Source organism: Glutamicibacter sp. B1, from assembly GCF_039602135.1.
Classification (GTDB): domain Bacteria; phylum Actinomycetota; class Actinomycetes; order Actinomycetales; family Micrococcaceae; genus Glutamicibacter; species Glutamicibacter ectropisis.
Genome location: NZ_CP125942.1, coordinates 3248362 through 3263005 on the forward strand (window position 1 = coordinate 3248362; position 14644 = coordinate 3263005).

Below are 14644 nucleotides of genomic sequence, written 5' to 3' on the forward strand. Positions count from 1 at the left end.
GTCAATTGACCAAAACCCGGCGCTTACATGGCTTTATCCCAGACGAATCTCATCAATACCGTCAAGATCCCACTGCCCGTCATCCCATTTCAAATTTTTGGCCAGTGGCAATTGATGAGAGGCACTTTCAATAATGTGCATCAGGTATCCCCCGGTATTTGGGAACGCCACGATGTCGCCCTTGGCTACGCCTTGCGGGAATTCAAAGCGGCGGCGCAAGATGAGTTCTTCTTCAATGCAATAAGCACCTACGAGGAAGCCGCTGTACGGTGCGAGCTGTCTTGAATGTCTACCCGCCGTCTTGACCAGCAGTGGGTCAACCAGGAAATCTGCAGCCGTTGAACGGCACTGGGTGCGATTCATATGGAGACCCACAAGGCTTACGCCATCACTGCGTTCCTTGGTGAAGGCCACCTGGGACAGCGTGAGCCCACAGCCATCGAGCAGTGAGCGCCCCGGTTCACACCTCAGCTGAATCCCGCGTTCATTGAGCATCTCGGCTACGCTTTGAGATCCATCAGCTCCCTTGGTAGTCAGGATCTGTTCTAGCCACGGACCACGAATCAACTGCTGGTGATACGGATATAGGGCCTTGCTGGCCTGCGGGCCCGTGGCACCAAGCCGGTCAGCTTTCCAGGTCAAAGATTCGTCCCCCTCGGGCAGCTCGGCGAGCGCCTCCCAGAATCCTCTCCACTGGATTGAATCATCAAGATAAGACATGGGAATACCGCCGCCCATATCTACAAACTTCACCGAATGACCTTGCTGACGCAGCGCATCAACTAAGTCCAGTGACTCCTGCAGCACTGCTGCGCGCTGCCCACCGTCGTAGCCGTTGAGGTGGAAGTGCACACCGATGACTTCGAGCGCCTCTTGATTGGTGACGCCACCCAAAAACTCCAGCCAACGCTCTGCGCTCAGTCCGAATCTGGTGGGTGAGATCTGCGGATCAGCTGAAGCCAGTCGCAGGGCAACCCGGGCTGGAGTGTTCGTAGCGTTAGCGATCTGAAGTAGATCATCTACTTCATCTTCATTGTCTAGACTCAGCACCACATTGTTCTGGACTGCCAGCTCAAGTAGGGCTTGGGACTTCACCGCAGCGGTGACAATCAATGAATCGGAGCTGATTCCACGCTTCAGACACTGATCTAATTCGTGGAAGCTTGCTACATCCACTCCGCAGCCTTCGGCAAAAGCCTTGTCGATAGCACCAAGGGTCTTATTGGCCTTGCGCGCTAGATAGATTTGGAAGTCAACCTCATATTCAGCCGCTGCCTCACGTAGCTCGGTGATGTTCCGTGCCATCGATGAGAAGTTGTGAACGTTTAGTGGTGACCCATACTTGGTGAGTAGTTCTTGGCAGAGTTTAGGATTCTCAACAAGTTCTGTCATCCATGGTTCCAGACGGGCCGTCAGAGGTAGGGTTCCGTGCATCAGCGGTGGCATCAATAAGCTACTTTCTGGCTTTGAACGGTCACTTGCGTTGCAATGCGCTTGACCCATTCTCGGTACTCGGTATGCAAAGTTCGGTTCAAGGTGTCATGACCCAAGGTAGGGTCCTCCGTCGGACGCCCCAGAGCGCTCAACGACTCATTGCGCTGACCCTGTGAATCGATGCAGGTTCCGTCAGTGTCGGTGAGTAGTCCGCGCTCGCCGGTCCTAATCATGATTTCTCCTGCCGCCAACAGGCCATCAATGAGGGAGTTCGCTGGTTTGCCGTGAGGAGCTGCGGCGGTGAGCACGCCCGCCGCGGCAGTCACAGAGTCTATTTCAACGGTGTCTGTTCTTTGATCTTCGCCTTGATCAGTACTAGCTGTACTGGCTACGGATTGTTGGTGACGCAGGATCCCCGCGTCGTGCAGGGCTAGCAGTTTTTGTGCTGTGGGCTCTGGTGGGCCAAAGGCCATACGTTCAAGGTTGCTTGCTGCTAGGTTAAATTCTCCTCGCTCGGTGTGGCTCCAGTTATATCTAGAGAGCGCACGGACCAGTTCTGAATATAGCTTTGACCAAGTTACCGCCCACACCCATTCATGGGTTCCGCTTACTAGTCCACGGTTAGCTTCGAGGCTATAGCGTAATTGTTCAAAAGGTCGCTCATGTTCTGAGAATTGTGCGGATCTACCGGTACATACGGTGTCCCAGAGTGATTCCTTGGTGGCCGGTACGCCGCTGAAATCAGCGATGTGCTTCGCGCAGTCCAGCAGGATGCTCCACATTTTCCTAGTATTAGGCGTTGAAGAGCCCGCCCAGGCACGCAGTTGAGTTTGGTAAATGCCCAGAACGCTGTGCAGGTCTTCGCCAATGTCTCTTGGCTTTGGTGTCATCGCAATACCCTGGCGAGAAACCATCGTGATCAGCGCTGGCTCGTTTCCGCTGGGCAGATATCGCAGCGCACCCCCGGCATCATCGGCAACAGGTTCCCAACGGCCACCGCGCCCTTCGGTCAAGACCATGACCACGTCATAGGCTGTCAGTGCGGCACCGCGAATCTTGACCCTACTTCCAGCTGGTACTTGCGCGATGGCTTCAGGGGCTTGTTCCACGCTCAGCGCTGCTGCGGGAATTGTTGAAACCGGTTGCTCTTCATTCCTGTAGCCTGCCAACCCGTGGCCGGTAGCAAGGACAACTTCATCATAGAGTTCAGCACCAGAAGTCGTTGATACTGCCCACTGTTCGCCTTGCCGTTGAACCCGCTGAACCACCAGCGGTCGATGGGATACCGATAGCTCACCGTGTTTGGTCAACAGTTCAAATTGCTCGCTGAGGTATGCGCCGACCTCGGCCCGTGGTGCAAAGACGTCTTGGATTTTATCCGAAGCATGCGGCTGCCTGTATTGATCAAACGTCTTTTCGCACAGACTAGAAGACGCGTCGATTATGCGCGAGTTGACGTTCAGCCTCAGTTCTTTGGGCTGCGTGGTATTCCATACCCGTCCGGCTCCCGGCGGGTAGGGGTCATAAACATCAACCTGAACAGTTTGGCATTCGTTGTCGCTGAGCACATCGTTGAGTTCCAACAGAGCAAACAGGCACTTTGGGCCGCCACCGATCATCGCTATGCGGATCATCGTCCAGCGCCAACTTCTAACTCAGACAAGTTCGCAGACTGAGGTGACTCACCAAGAGTTTTTTGCACCCATTCATCGTTGTAAACGGTGTGTAGATAGGGAACCCCGGAATCGTGCACCAAGAAGGCAACCCGTGAGCCCTGGGGAATGTCTGGGAGCATTTTCCCCATGGCCGCGACAATTGCTCCGGTAGAGGCTCCGGCAAGGATGCCTTCCCGCTTGGCCAGTAGTCGACAGCCACGAACCATCTCAATTTCAGGGATACGGAAAACTTCGTCGGGCTGCACTTCTAGGGACAGATCAGGGACTATTCCTGCGCCCAGACCGGGCAGGCGCCGTTCTGCCGATTGGCCACCAAAGAGCACTGAGCCAAGTGCATCCACCGCAATCAGTTTTGTCTTGAGCTGATGTTCTCGCACGTACTTTTGGCATCCGAGAATCGTGCCCGTGGTACTGGTGGCGACAAAGAGCATATCTAGCTCTCCTCCCATCGCCTCCATAATTTCTGGCATGGTCGTAGAGTAGTGAGCCTCAGGGTTGCGCGCGGATCCATACTGGTTGGTGGTCACCGCACCAGGGTTTTCGGACAGCAGTTGCGCGACCCGTTTGCGGCGCGCGGCTAGCCTGTTGCCATCGGGTGGATCCATGACAAGATCTACGGTTGCTCCGTAGGCGCGCATGATGTCTAGCGCTGATTTGTTGGCGTTTTCATCAACCACGGCAACAAAGTTGATATCTCGCACGATGCATTGCCGGGCCAGGGAGATCCCCAAGTTACCTGAGGTTGATTCCACCACCATTCCGCCAGGCTTGAGCTCACCTGTTTCTAAGAACGCAGTGATCAGAGATTCAGCAGTGCGTTCCTTGGTGCTGCCAGAAAGTTGCAGTGAATCCAGCTTGGCGAAAAGCTCGATCTCACTTGAATCGAATAGCCTCTCAAGTTTCACAATCGGTGATTTGAAGGGTGTTAAAGCACCGGTAACTTCCATAGTCACTACTCACATTCTTACGACGGATAACACTGCTGACGGTCATTTCCAGGTCAGTAGCTATGAGCTTGACTCGTCCCGTTTTTCGCAAGTCTATGTGTAGAAGTGAAGCGATGGCTACCGGTGCCGCGGATTCAGATGTAAGTCCCAGACCGTGCGCTCTTGCCGCTCAGCTGACGTTCTGAGGTTCCTCACTTACCAGGTGCTCAGACGGTGCAGTGTGGCCCTGATCTCGGTTTTTCCATGACAGAGCTAGGTAGAGCAGGAAGCTGACAAAGAAGCATGGAACCGTGGCGCCAATTGGGCTGGGGAAGATGTAGGTCAGCAGGTAGGCGACAACCGCACCGGCCACCCACACGCCAACGGCAATCGGGTTCGCTCCGTTGCGGTACCAGTAGGCACCACCGCTGTGGCGCAGGATGTCACGCGTGTAGCGCGAACGCTTAAGCAGGTAGTAGTCCACAATCATGATGGCGAAGACCGGAACGAAGAATGCACCGATGAGTGTCAAGAAATCTGTGAACTGATCCAGTAGTGCTAGCCAGGTAGCTCCGAGGATAGATACTGCGCCAACTACCAAAGCTGTGGCCAAGAACGGCAACTTACGTTCGGGACGGGAGTTGACCACCGAGGTGATCATTCCGTAGACGGCCATTGTATTGGTAGCCATTACTGACAAGAAGATGGCGATAGCCAGTGGGGCACCAAAGGCTGCAACAAGAATTGTTGGGTCAAACTCTGTTGCTTGGCCACCGGAGAGGATGACGTACCCAATAGCAGTGGCGCCAAGGATCATGGCCAAGACGGTAGAAAGCGTATAGCCAATGCCTGAACCGACAATGCTGGCACGAGTATTGCGAGCCATACGGTTGATATCCGCCGAAAGCACGGTCCAGGAAATCGCCGTGGCAATCACGATATCCAGAACGATGAACGGTGTGTATCCAAGGGAGGCATCAACCGGAATCGCAGCAAACTCTTCAGGATTATATTTGCCGAAGGCCATGGCAAAGACGTAGGCCATGATGGCCAAGATCAAGACAGCAAGCCAGGGTTCAACTTTCGAAATTCCTTCATGCCCAAACAGTGCCAGAGTCACGACAAAGACTTGGCAGATCACGGAGAATAGGACGGGATTGCTGAACCCGGTCATCGAATCAACGAGGTAGTTGACGGTGACACCTGCCAGCATGGCCTGCACCCAGCTCCAGCCCATCAGCACGATGACATTGGCTGCCACCGGCAGCAAGCTACCGCGAGCACCAAAGGCACCGCGTGTGATGGCCATGGTGGGCAGCCCGGTACGAGTGCCGATGTTTCCTACCAGGACCAAGATGACGGCACCGATTAGCGTGCCGACAACAATCATCACCAGTGCAAGTGAGAAGTTCAGTCCGGGTACAAAGAATGTGCCGGTCAAGAGCGTGGTGACCACGAGGTTGGCTGCTAGCCAGATCATGCCAATACGGCCGGTGCCCAGCTGTCCGCGAATCGGGCCGGAGCTTTCGGCGCCGGCCTCTAGCTTCTGTTCAAATTTGCGGTAGAGATTCATGCGGTCTCACCGGTGGCTTCAGTTGCCGCTTGCTCCGGCACGGTTGAAAGGTGCTCGTGGATTGCAATGAGTGAACCGTCTGCTTCGAGGCGGAAAACGATAGTTTCACGTTCTACGTAAGAGTCAATGGTGTAGTTCTCTGGATCATTTCCACTGCGCGTTTGTGTTGCCACGCTGTGGCTGAAGACTGCACCGCCAGCGAAAACATGAACGAGTTGGTAAGTGGACTGGCAACCGGTGACCTGCCATCCATCAGCTAGCCAGCTGTCCCAAAGCTTTTCGTAGCTAGCGCGATCATCTAAGCGGGATGCTTCGGGATGAAAAATGAAGGATGCGTCTGGCGCGAAGTGTGAGAAGTATTCTTCAGTGTTTGTCGTGCCAAATGCTTCTACGATCTTGGCGGCGGCGGCCAGTACGTCGCTTTCGGTAGGTGCAACTGTGCTCAACGGTTCTCCCAAGGCTGAGGTCCGGATTCGGACGCTTTTAGGTAGGCATATGGCGTGAGGTGGATTACCTATATGCATTTTTTGTTTACCCTAAGTTATCAATTGGTGCCGGTCAATGAATTTCGCCCATATGACAGGTCCTCTATCGCCCCGAAATTACGGTCATTCCGGACACTAAACATGGTCTTTGCACTTTTAGTGCAGTATGATGCACTCATGGAGATCAACGCGGAACGGCTCGCGCAAACCATCGGTACGCGAGTAAAAAACGAGCGCAAAAAGCACGAATGGACGCTGGATCAGCTCGCTGAGCATGCCGGGGTTAGCCGCCGCATGCTCATCAACGTTGAGCAAGGAACAGCCAATCCCAGCGTCAGCATTCTGCTCAAGATTTCTGATGCGCTGGGACTAGGACTGCCCGCCTTGGTCGAACCACCGGAAGCACGCCATTCTAATGTGACGCGGGCAGGCGAAGGCGCCGTCTTGTGGAACGGTGAGAATGGCGGCCGAGGAATTCTGGTGGCTGGCACCCAAGCCCCTGAAGTACTTGAGTTATGGGACTGGAATTTAGCTCCCGGCGAGCGCCACGAGAGCGAAGCCCACGCTGCAGGAACCCGCGAACTTCTGCATCTCCTTAAAGGCTCTATCACCGTAGTAGTTGATGGTGAATCCCATGAGCTCAAAGCCGGTGATGCCATGTCCTTTGACGGGGACACCATCCACTCTTACTCAAATATTCACAAGACCACCGCCACATTCAGCCTGTGCGTATTCGAACCAGGTGTGGGCCACACACATAAGACGGAGAACAGCAATGACGAATAGGCTGACCCCCACCGAATTCCTCTACGGCTGCTCTATTGACCCGTCAGTCCTAGAACTACGCCCGGACTACCGCGCACTGTTGCTGGTGGTTGAGGGTATCGACCCACGGGCGAATTCTGAGATTGCTCATGAATTGATCAACAAGGCAGAAGCCCACGCTAATGCGCTGCTGGCCGCGACCCCAGTGGACCAGCTGCCACAGATCAGCACCTGGCGCGAGGCCTACCGCGGTTTTGGTGCCAAGCCTCAGCGCACCCGCAATAGCCTCGAAGCACTCACTCGTCGCGCGGGTGCAGGGTTACCGCGCGTGAATGCATTGACTGATATTTACAACGCCATTTCTGTGCTACATCAAATTCCGCTTGGTGGTGAAGACTTTGATCTCTACGACGGACCGGCCACGCTCACCCGTGCTACCGGGGATGAATCCTTTGATACGACCGCTGGCGGCGAAGCGGTGCTTGAAAACCCTGAAACAGGCGAAGTGATTTGGCGAGATAACACCGGGGTGACCTGCCGCCGCTGGAACTGGCGCCAAGGTAAGCGCACCGCGCCGTCCCAAGACACCACTAATGCTTTCTTCATCTTGGATGCTTTGGCACCCATGAGCGATGAAGAGCTGGAGGCGACCGGCGAATCCTTGAGCCAAGCCTTGGAGTCTTTGGGCACCGCAGTACAAGTTTCCAAGCGGATGGTAGGTGCCCAGTGAGCCCTCGCTCCACACTGAACGGTCTGCCGCCGTGGACCTTGGCAGTTACCGCGATGCTGGCAGTCCAGCTATCCAACGCCACGTCCGTCTTTGTCATCGGGCAGGTTGGCGCCGGCGGCACAGCATGGCTACGTATGTGCTTTGGTGTTGTTTTCCTTTGGATCATCGCGCGCCCAAAGTTCCGCTGTATTCGCAAGCAAGACACCCCAGCGCTGATCGGGCTAGGCGTGGTCACCGGTTTTATGACCGCGTTGTTCCTCGAAGCCGTTGACCGCATCCCTCTGGGCACTGCCGTATCCATCGAGTTCCTCGGTCCGCTCACTGTTGCGGGGATCATGAGCAAAAACCGCAAGGCGTTGATATGGCCAATTTTGGCCGTTCTAGGCGTTGTACTGCTCACCGAACCGTGGCACGGGAAAATCGACGGCGTAGGTGTGCTGTTCGCATTGGGTGCCGGAACCTGTTGGGGGTTGTACAACATACTCACTCAACACGTTGGTGATCGCTTCTCGGGAATCAGCGGCTTGTCGCTGACCATTCCCGTGGCGGCCATCGCAACGATGCCGGTGGGTTTGCCACAAGTTATCAGCCGCGATTTTGCGTGGTGGACCCTACCAGCTGCCGCAGGCATTGCCCTCATCACCCCGGTCATCGCTTTTGGTTTGGAGATGCTGGCCCTGAAGCGAATGACGCACACCGCTTTTGGTACATTGCTTTCCATCGAACCGGCCTTTGGCATTCTTATCGGCTTGCTCGTTTTGGCCCAGACCCCAACCTGGCTCCAGGCCCTTGGCATCATTATCGTGATCGCTGCCGGAGCCGGGGCACAGCGAGGGGGCCGGCGTAAGAGCCAGGATCTTGCGTTCACTGATTTACCCTTAGAAACTCAAAAATAGTTGGTACCACGCCTTTAATGTTCATAAATGTATTTGGGGTTCCACGCAACTAGTGAACACGTAATCCAGCTCATACTGTCAGCGATAGCACGGTCCCGTAGGAGGCTTAGCCTTCGATGACCCACAAGGTGCTAGCGTCCCTGCCGGTGCGGCGCCCGGCCCAGATAATGGCGCGTTTGATGCCTGCCTCAGCGGTGGGGAAGTCGCGGGTTTCGATGTGCTCGCCGGTGTTGGCGAGGATGGCATAGACATGCTTTTTCGCGTGGGTATCCATGCCGATGATGTAGGAGTATGTTTTGATGACGGTCTGCGAGATGATAGGCATGCGGCTGAAGTGATCCTTCATTTTCACGCATGGGGCATTCGGCCGGGATGCGGCCGGTACCAGTCCGGGAGAAAGGTCACCGTCGGAGCAACACTGTGATGGGTCACACCCCATAGGGTGGACAGTCTTCTGATCAGGCTACCGTGGTGGGCCGGTTAGCTGCCGGCCGCTCACTACCGGGAACAGACAATTCTCCCGAATGACACCGTGAGGGTCGTGTCCACTATGAGTCATGCTCTCGACCGTGGGAGGCCTGGTTCCTACCTTGCCAGCGGATCCCAGACCAGCTACTACAAGACTCACAGCCGAATTCTATAGTGAACAGAACCAGGCTCGCTTTGGCATCGAGATCGGCTTGCGGGACAAAGACGACGCCATTAGCCCCGAAACGTTGGAATATGAACTGCGACTGGCCGAGGAACGCCATGTCCCTCGGCTTTCAATCACCCCTACGTCGCTGATGGATCAGAAGGCGTGGGACATATTGCGGCGCGTGTGGGGTTCACCAGAGTCTTCCGACAATAAGAACTGATGTCTGGCTAGCTCACCGGTGGATGCTCAGCGATGCAGAACAAGTTGCCTTCTGGATCCGCAAGGGTGGTCCACTGAACGTGTTCGTGTTCTTCAAGGACATCCCACTTGTAGGTTGCGCCCAACTCGATCGCTCGCCGGACTTCCTCTTCACGGGAGCCCCAAGGAACAGTCAGATCCATATGCGAGTCCTGCGACTGCAGACGTGGTTCGCTGCTTGGTTGGAAGAACATTCCAAATCCGTCTGGCCCGTTCGGCGCAAGATAGAAGCTGTCGCCTCCACCGGAGATTTCATTGCCGGTCACTGCCGACCAGAAAGTCGCTTGCGCCTGCGGATTTTCAGCGGTCATGTTGATGGCGCCGAGGGAAATCTTAGAAGAGGTCATTTCCTCACGATAGCCTGCATTCCTCTCGATCACTACTAGCTGGTCATTAGACTTTCATATGGGTATTGACGGATGACAAAGTACTTCCCTCGCCTATGCAGGCGGTTCTTGGCCGCTCACAATTTCTCGCCACACTGTACATCAGCTGTTAAATCTATACGTGGCAGACTGCTGAGCCTATGGTGTACCCATAGGGCTCTGCCGGCGCCATCGGAAGTCCAAGGAAATCTCATCTTGCATCGAGGCTCCTCATGAATTCTCATCGCTGCGACGAAAGCTACCGTCAGCTAAGTGCCTAGGTGCATGACGCGGGTTTAGCTCGGCGCAGACATGCCTACTACGCAGCGTCCATCCTCGGATGGATACTTGCACTGGCGGGCACCATGGTGGCGGTCGCCTTTCTCGGCGATACCTGGTTTCAACTTGCCGTAGCGATATTGGCAGGCGTCGTTTTGACGCAACTTGGGTTCCTGCCCCACGAAGCAGCACATCGTTCGATCTTTGCCTCACGAGCATGGAACGAATGGACTCGCGCTGCATTTCTGCACTGCTGATGGGCCTGAGCTACAGCTGGTGGATGGCAAAACACAATTCGCATCACGCCAACCCGAATAAGGAAGATGCAGACCCGGATGTTCATTCAACGGTGCTGGTTCTCACCCCTGGAGCCACCATCCGCCGAAGAGGATTTCCTGCTGAGATATCTCGTTTTCAACGATGGTTCTTCCTTCCTTTGCTGTGTTTTGAAGGATTGAACTTGCACGTGGCTTCGCTGAAGATGTTGCTCTTCACCTCTGGAGTCAGACATCGGATAGTCGAACTGCTGATGATCATTGCCAGGCATAGCGCTCTTGCGGTGTTCCTATTGGCATACCTACCTCCGGGAAAGACCCTTGCGTTCCTGGGTGTTCAGCTAGTCGTCTTCGGGGTCATGTTGGGCGGTGCTTTCGCACTCAATCACATCGGGATGCCAACAGTTCCCCGGGGAGTTCATCTTGACTTCTTAAGACGTCAGGTTCTCATGTCCCGAAATATCAGCGACGGTCCCCTGATTCGATTTCTGATGGACGGATTACAATACCAGCTTGAACACCATCTGTTTCCGATCATCCCCGCGCCCACAACTGCCTGAAACGCATGGCCTAGTCCGTCAGCATTGCAAGGAACTCGGCATTAGATACACCGAGAAGAGCTTGTCGGAAGCGTTGTTCCATGTCATTTCGTACCTGAATCAGGTGGGATTGCGGACTCAAGATCCCTACGCATGTCCCTTGGTCCAGAGATACCGTGGCTGACGCTAAAGAACGGCAAAGTGGAGCTGACAATGAAGATTAAAGTTCACGGTGCCATGTCTGTAGCCTCGGGCAATTACGGGTTCACTGCTCCGCGGATATGTCAGAATCGCCCAGAAAATGGCGGTTTTGCAGAGCTGCTGCAGGATGAACCTGGTGCGGAGGACCAAAAGGCCGCCCTGGAGGCAGAATATCTGTGCCCTTCTGGCGCGATCCAGATTGATAATCATCAAATTCCGGTTCAAAAATGGAGAAACGGTACACCCAGGTCCGAAGCCTAGGCAGTGGCATCTACGAAGCAGTGCGTCCAGCGAACAGCGAACCAGGTCTTACTGATCGTTGATCACAAGAATCTATAGCCGGCGCATCGTTGCCCGTATTGACCCCAGCGTTGCTTCGGTCCATGCCCGGTCTTCGCGGGTAGGCGTTCCTCGCGGCGTCTTCCAAAGCTCCTGGCCAGGACGGCAAAAGCCCCCAGCCATAATGAATGGCTGAGGGCGATTGTCACCTGATCGACGATCCCTAGTGCTCGCTGATGCGCTCGCTATTGGCGTCGTCGTGAATTGCTGTGGCATCTTGCGGTGTTCCGCGCTTCTTCAGGTTCTTGCGCACCAGTGGCCAGAAGGCAACGAGCACCACGGTGGCCAGCAAGCTGGTCCACACCTGGGTTCGACCGCTCTCGGAGCTGAGCATGACTCCCAGCACGCCGGCGATAGCGACAAACAGCAGGATGTTCAGCCACGGGTGCAGCCACATCTTCAGCTTCAAGCCCGCAACCTCTTCCGCTGTCATCTTCTGACGCAAGCGCATCTGCGTCAGCGAAATGAAGACGTAGACGAACAATGCCACCAGGCCGGCAGAGTTCATGATGAAGTCGAAGACACCCGAATCCGGAGCAGCGAAGTTCACGATGGTTGCGATGACCGCACCGGAAGTGGATGCCACCAGCGCCCACAGCGGGACGCCGTTCTTGGAACGGCGGGCCACGAACTTGGGGGCGAAGCCCTGGTCAGCCAGCGCGGCGAACATGCGCGAGGCCGAATACAGACCGGAGTTGAGCACGGAAATCACCGCGGTGAAGATGACCAGCTGCATGATGATCGCAGCTCCAGGCAAGCCGAGCAGCTCGAAGACCTTGGTGAATGGCGCGGCGGCCACGTTCACTGGTTCAGGCAGCTCATCCCAAGGAATCACCATGGTGATGATCAGTACGGCGCCGACGAAGAAGAGCAGGATACGCCAGATCACGGTGCTGGTTGCCTGCTTGATTCCCTTGGCTGGGTCTTCCGACTCGGCCGCTGCCATCACCGCGATCTCAGTGCCGAAGTAGGAGAAGATCACTAGGGCCACACCGGTCAGCGCCACACCGAAGCCATTCGGGGCAAAGCCTCCGTGATCCCACAGGTTGCTGACGGAGATTTCGGCATCAGGCCATAGGCCCAAGGCGAAGAGCAGGCCAGCGCCGAGGAAGACCACGATGGCCAGGACCTTGATGCTCGCCAGCCAGAATTCGACCTCTCCGAAGGTGCGCACCGAGATGGCGTTGGTCCCGATGAAAATCAGGATCAGTACCAGTGACCAGGCCCAGGCGGGGAGGAAGGCAAACCAGGAGTTCAGGGTTTCACCGCCGAGCACTGCTTCGTAGGCGAGCACACCCACCCAGAAGTACCAGTACAGCCAGCCCACCAGGTAAGCGGCCCAATTGCCCAGCCCTACCCGGGCGTATTCCATGAAGGAACCGATCGTTGGTCGTGCGGCGGCCATCTCGCCGAGCATCCGCATGGCAAGGAATACCAGCAGTCCACCGATGAGGTAGGAGATGATTGCCGCTGGTCCCACCGAGCGGATGACGTTGCCCGAACCGACGAACAAGCTTGCGCCGATGATTCCGCCGAGGGTAATCATCATCACGTGGCGCGATCGAAGTCTCTTGGGTTCTGTCCCGGGGTTGGAGGGATCCTGGGGGTCCGGCTGCGCCGGTAATGGGGGGTCTTGTGTTTCTGCCATGGCTGCCTCACTTGGGAAAAGTTCAAACTGCAGGGGTCGTTGCAGACATTTTGCGTACGGTACAGGATAAACGTTGACCCTTGAGCGCAGAAATTGTGTGTCGACTCATCCGGGGGCGCCCTGGGCCTGCTCACAAGCCCCTGCAATGCGGCACGCTGGCCCGGTGGCCTCTACTTGTTCATGGCCCGCCCGGCCAACTGCGTGTTCCCATGCAACGTTCCGGTCGGCACCCCGAGCACCACCGGCTGCGGACCACTGGTGCAGCACGAGGAACCCGTTGGCTCCGGCGCATCGCAGGAGCCAGCCAGATCCGTGGAGCAAACACCTGCCTCCGGCAGCTGCAGCTCCACCCGATCAGCGGCGTGGGCATCCCCGGAGAGCGCGGCGGCGATTGAACGCACTTGCTCATAGCCGGTAGCCAGCAAGAAGGTCGGCGCGCGGCCGTAGCTTTTCATTCCCACGACGTAGAAGCCCTTCTCAGGATGCGCCAGCAGCTTTTCCCCGTGGGCGCTGACCGTGCCGCAGCTATAGACTTCCGGATCAATCAGCGGCCCCAGCTGGCGCGGTGCTTCCACGCTTTCATCCAGATCCAGGCGCAACTCGGAGTGCATCTGCAGGTCCGGGCGGAAACCGGTCGCCGCGATAATGCGGTCTACGGCCAGCTCGCGCCCATCCCCTAGGGTCACTGCCAGTTGCTTCCCCGATGTCACGGAGGCGACGGCAACATTTTCCAGCACCTGCACGTTGCCGCGCTCAACCAGTCGGCGCAGGCTGGTGCCCAGCTGGCCCCGTGCTGGGAGCTGATCAGCGGCTCCGCCTCCATAGAGGCGGATCGGGTTGGCCGTCCCGCGCAGTCCCCACAGGATGGTGGTGTCCGGGTATCTCTTCTGCAAGCGGCCCAGGGCGATGATGGTGTTGGCCGCCGGGTGCCCGGCACCGAGCACCAGCAGCGACTTCCCGGCCAATTCCGGTTCGTCCGCGCCCAGCGGATCCGGCAAGCCGCCCACCATGAAACCGCGTTCGCGGGCTTCGGTTTCGCCGATGGCCTCGACGCCGGCTCGGCCGACCGGGTTGGGCTGGTTCCAGGTGCCGCTGGCATCCACCACGGCCCGGCCGATGACGTCGATCGCGCCATCAGCGGTTTCCGCGCGCACCAGGAAGGCCGCGTCATTGCGTCCGGCGGTGCGCGCGTTGTCGGCGCCTCGGCCATCTTCCAGCACACGGCTGACCTTCACCACGCGGTGACCGTAGCGAACACGCGGTTCGAATTCAGGATGGGCCGCCAGTGGCTCCAGGTACTCGCGCACCAGCTCGCCGCCGGTGGGCAGCTTGCTGAGCCGTGGCGCTACCCAGTCCCCGGGGTATCCCTCGCACGGAGTTTCCAGCAGGCGCCGGGCAGCGGAATCGATGTTGTACCGCCAGGGAGAGAAGAGCATGATGTGCGCCCATTCTTGCATGGCCGCGCCCGCGTGATCCCCCGCCTCCAGAACCAGTACTTCCTGCCCGCGTTCGCGAAGGTGCGCCGCGGTGGCCAGACCGACAGGCCCGGCACCGACGACAATCACTGGATGGGACTGATTCATGGAATGCTCCTCAGCTTGATAAGAACAGCGGGTGA

Annotated in this window: 14 protein-coding genes and 1 pseudogene; 6 read left to right on the top strand and 9 right to left on the bottom strand. The window is 56.8% G+C overall.

Features of this window, described 5'->3' with window-relative positions; all coding sequences use genetic code 11:
• Positions 1-33: 33 nt before the first annotated feature.
• The 5 genes from QMQ05_RS15240 to QMQ05_RS15260 all read right to left on the bottom strand — a co-directional run bounded on the left by QMQ05_RS15240 (position 34) and on the right by QMQ05_RS15260 (position 6055).
• Positions 34-1446 carry an alanine racemase gene (locus QMQ05_RS15240; RefSeq protein ID WP_345471391.1) on the bottom strand — a complete coding sequence of 471 codons (1413 nt, stop codon included), beginning with the start codon at positions 1444-1446 and terminating at the stop codon, positions 34-36.
• Complete coding sequence (locus QMQ05_RS15245) at positions 1446-3068, bottom strand: FAD/NAD(P)-binding protein (RefSeq protein WP_345471393.1); 1623 nt, start codon at positions 3066-3068, stop codon at positions 1446-1448. The genes QMQ05_RS15240 and QMQ05_RS15245 overlap by 1 nt, the downstream gene beginning before the upstream one ends.
• Positions 3065-4057: a pyridoxal-phosphate dependent enzyme gene (locus QMQ05_RS15250; protein ID WP_345474778.1), complete on the bottom strand. Its 993-nt coding sequence runs from the start codon at positions 4055-4057 to the stop codon at positions 3065-3067. Before QMQ05_RS15250 ends, QMQ05_RS15245 begins: the two co-directional genes overlap by 4 nt.
• Before the next feature lie 169 nt (positions 4058-4226).
• Positions 4227-5609, bottom strand: a complete 1383-nt coding sequence (locus QMQ05_RS15255) for a purine-cytosine permease family protein (protein ID WP_345471394.1) — start codon at positions 5607-5609, stop codon at positions 4227-4229.
• Positions 5606-6055, bottom strand: a complete 450-nt coding sequence (locus QMQ05_RS15260) for a YybH family protein (protein ID WP_345471396.1) — start codon at positions 6053-6055, stop codon at positions 5606-5608. Before QMQ05_RS15260 ends, QMQ05_RS15255 begins: the two co-directional genes overlap by 4 nt.
• A gap of 216 nt (positions 6056-6271) precedes the next feature.
• On the opposite strand from QMQ05_RS15260, the gene QMQ05_RS15265 reads away from it, so the two are divergent.
• Genes QMQ05_RS15265 through QMQ05_RS15275 form a run of 3 tightly spaced genes read left to right on the top strand, consistent with a single transcriptional unit; the run spans position 6272 to position 8485 of the window.
• Complete coding sequence (locus QMQ05_RS15265; protein WP_345471398.1) at positions 6272-6880, top strand: helix-turn-helix domain-containing protein; 609 nt, start codon at positions 6272-6274, stop codon at positions 6878-6880.
• Positions 6870-7589 carry a B3/B4 domain-containing protein gene (locus QMQ05_RS15270; RefSeq protein ID WP_345471399.1) on the top strand — a complete coding sequence of 240 codons (720 nt, stop codon included), beginning with the start codon at positions 6870-6872 and terminating at the stop codon, positions 7587-7589. Before QMQ05_RS15265 ends, QMQ05_RS15270 begins: the two co-directional genes overlap by 11 nt.
• Positions 7586-8485 carry an EamA family transporter gene (locus QMQ05_RS15275; RefSeq protein ID WP_345471401.1) on the top strand — a complete coding sequence of 300 codons (900 nt, stop codon included), beginning with the start codon at positions 7586-7588 and terminating at the stop codon, positions 8483-8485. The genes QMQ05_RS15270 and QMQ05_RS15275 overlap by 4 nt, the downstream gene beginning before the upstream one ends.
• Positions 8486-8594: 109 nt before the next feature.
• Here the strand turns inward: QMQ05_RS15275 and QMQ05_RS15280 are convergent.
• A pseudogene (locus tag QMQ05_RS15280) lies at positions 8595-8810 on the bottom strand (IS110 family transposase); the annotation flags it as partial.
• A 232-nt stretch (positions 8811-9042) separates the two neighbouring features.
• Between QMQ05_RS15280 and QMQ05_RS15285 the strand changes: the two are divergent.
• Positions 9043-9342, top strand: a complete 300-nt coding sequence (locus QMQ05_RS15285) for a hypothetical protein (protein WP_345471403.1) — start codon at positions 9043-9045, stop codon at positions 9340-9342.
• A 7-nt stretch (positions 9343-9349) separates the two neighbouring features.
• Here the strand turns inward: QMQ05_RS15285 and QMQ05_RS15290 are convergent, their stop codons facing one another.
• On the bottom strand, positions 9350-9727 hold the full coding sequence (locus QMQ05_RS15290) for a VOC family protein (protein ID WP_172511708.1): 378 nt from the start codon (positions 9725-9727) through the stop codon (positions 9350-9352).
• 514 nt (positions 9728-10241) lie between these two features.
• Here QMQ05_RS15290 and QMQ05_RS15295 point away from each other — a divergent pair.
• Entirely contained in the window at positions 10242-10859 is a 618-nt protein-coding gene (locus QMQ05_RS15295; protein WP_216847365.1) for an acyl-CoA desaturase, read from the top strand.
• 192 nt (positions 10860-11051) lie between these two features.
• Entirely contained in the window at positions 11052-11300 is a 249-nt protein-coding gene (locus QMQ05_RS15300) for a ferredoxin (RefSeq protein ID WP_345471407.1), read from the top strand.
• A gap of 241 nt (positions 11301-11541) precedes the next feature.
• On the opposite strand, the gene QMQ05_RS15305 is transcribed toward QMQ05_RS15300, so the two are convergent.
• A complete protein-coding gene (locus tag QMQ05_RS15305; protein WP_345471409.1) occupies positions 11542-13026 on the bottom strand; it encodes an amino acid permease in 1485 nt (494 codons plus the stop codon).
• 170 nt (positions 13027-13196) lie between these two features.
• Positions 13197-14609, bottom strand: a complete 1413-nt coding sequence (locus QMQ05_RS15310) for an FAD-dependent oxidoreductase (protein WP_345471411.1) — start codon at positions 14607-14609, stop codon at positions 13197-13199.
• Positions 14610-14644 lie beyond the last annotated feature (35 nt).

Bases quoted from the DNA above. Each gene is read 5' to 3' on its own strand.
- QMQ05_RS15240 (WP_345471391.1), bottom strand. From the start codon at position 1,446: ATGCCACCGCTGATGCACGGAACCCTACCTCTGACGGCCCGTCTGGAA.
- QMQ05_RS15265 (WP_345471398.1), top strand. From the start codon at position 6,272: ATGGAGATCAACGCGGAACGGCTCGCGCAAACCATCGGTACGCGAGTA.
- QMQ05_RS15300 (WP_345471407.1), top strand. From the start codon at position 11,052: ATGAAGATTAAAGTTCACGGTGCCATGTCTGTAGCCTCGGGCAATTAC.
- QMQ05_RS15305 (WP_345471409.1), bottom strand. From the start codon at position 13,026: ATGGCAGAAACACAAGACCCCCCATTACCGGCGCAGCCGGACCCCCAG.
- QMQ05_RS15270 (WP_345471399.1), top strand. From the start codon at position 6,870: ATGACGAATAGGCTGACCCCCACCGAATTCCTCTACGGCTGCTCTATT.
- QMQ05_RS15295 (WP_216847365.1), top strand. From the start codon at position 10,242: ATGGAACGAATGGACTCGCGCTGCATTTCTGCACTGCTGATGGGCCTG.
- QMQ05_RS15255 (WP_345471394.1), bottom strand. From the start codon at position 5,609: ATGAATCTCTACCGCAAATTTGAACAGAAGCTAGAGGCCGGCGCCGAA.
- QMQ05_RS15250 (WP_345474778.1), bottom strand. From the start codon at position 4,057: ATGGAAGTTACCGGTGCTTTAACACCCTTCAAATCACCGATTGTGAAA.
- QMQ05_RS15310 (WP_345471411.1), bottom strand. From the start codon at position 14,609: ATGAATCAGTCCCATCCAGTGATTGTCGTCGGTGCCGGGCCTGTCGGT.
- QMQ05_RS15290 (WP_172511708.1), bottom strand. From the start codon at position 9,727: ATGACCTCTTCTAAGATTTCCCTCGGCGCCATCAACATGACCGCTGAA.
- QMQ05_RS15245 (WP_345471393.1), bottom strand. From the start codon at position 3,068: ATGATCCGCATAGCGATGATCGGTGGCGGCCCAAAGTGCCTGTTTGCT.
- QMQ05_RS15285 (WP_345471403.1), top strand. From the start codon at position 9,043: ATGCTCTCGACCGTGGGAGGCCTGGTTCCTACCTTGCCAGCGGATCCC.